Source organism: Deinococcus pimensis DSM 21231 (assembly GCF_000519345.1).
Classification (GTDB): domain Bacteria; phylum Deinococcota; class Deinococci; order Deinococcales; family Deinococcaceae; genus Deinococcus_A; species Deinococcus_A pimensis.
The window spans coordinates 64,181-64,455 of sequence record NZ_KI912636.1 but is presented as its reverse complement, the minus strand read 5'-3'; the positions used below and the strand labels follow the sequence as shown (position 1 = coordinate 64,455).

The following is a 275-nucleotide window of genomic DNA, read 5'->3' as shown; positions in this document are numbered from 1 at the left end:
CGCCGCGGAGATCGCCGAGCGGCTCGAACGTGACTGGGACTTCCTCGTGACGTCCCTGCGGGACGTGCCGCTCCGGCACCGCTCGCTCCGGGTCGTGTTCGAATCGTCCTGGCAGCGGCTCACGCCTGCCCTGCGGGACGTGTACGTGGCGCTCGCCGTGCTCTCCACGCCCTTCGACGCCGATGACGCCGCCGCCGTGGCGGGCGCCACGCCCGAGCAGCTCTCGGCGCTGGAGCGGCGGTCGCTGCTTCAGGAATTCGGCGGCGGCCGGCTCG

At 73.8% G+C, this 275-nt stretch carries 1 protein-coding gene; it reads left to right on the top strand.

Translation table 11 applies throughout. The features are described 5' to 3' along the window. On the top strand, positions 1 to 275 hold a 275-nt coding region (locus DEIPI_RS39280), incomplete at both ends, for a hypothetical protein (protein WP_045233913.1).